The sequence below is a fragment of the Macrococcus brunensis genome, assembly GCF_004359615.1.
Classification (GTDB): domain Bacteria; phylum Bacillota; class Bacilli; order Staphylococcales; family Staphylococcaceae; genus Macrococcus; species Macrococcus brunensis.
The window spans coordinates 1-657 of the sequence record NZ_SCWA01000048.1; the positions used below are offsets into that span (position 1 = coordinate 1).

General features: G+C 37.4%; 1 protein-coding gene. It reads right to left on the reverse strand.

Annotated elements, in window-relative coordinates; translation table 11 throughout:
* Positions 1 to 7: 7 nt before the first annotated feature.
* A partial coding sequence (locus tag ERX27_RS11135) for an IS3 family transposase (RefSeq protein WP_133432857.1) occupies positions 8 to 657 on the reverse strand: 650 nt, incomplete at its 5' end.

Genomic DNA, 657 nt, shown 5'->3' on the forward strand with positions numbered 1-657 from the left:
TGGTCTGTCAACATAATATTGGACAGTTTTTATAGAATATTTCTTTATATTCCCTTGGTGTTAGATAATTTAATGCGCCGTGCGGCCTGACATTGTTATACCAGTTCACATAATCAAAAAGTTCAATATTCAAATGATCAGTAGATTGAAAGTTATATTGATTGATAAATTCAGTCTTCATCGCTTTAAACGTAGTTTCAGCTACTGCATTATCGTATGGGCATCCTTTCATACTTAGCGATCTCTGGATACCAAAGGTATCAAGCACTTCATCAATAAGATGATTATCAAACTCTTTGCCTCTGTCTGTATGGAACATCTGTACCTCTCTTAAATCATGTCTGATAGTACTAAGAGCTGCTGAAACAAGACGACTATCTTTATTGGGTCCTGCACTGTAGCCAACAATTTCGCGGTTAAAGAGATCAATAAATAAGCATATGTAATGCCATTTTCCTGCCACCTTTACATATGTCAGATCACTCACAAGCACTTCCATCGGTCTTTCTCTATAGAATAATCTGCCCAGACCATTAGTAATATTGCGTTCATTCGACCGATCCGGAAAGGCTCTGTAACGCAGGGAAGTATATGTGGAGATAAGATTTTTAGATTTCATAATACGACCAATCCGTCTCCTGGAGACTTTCAGACCTT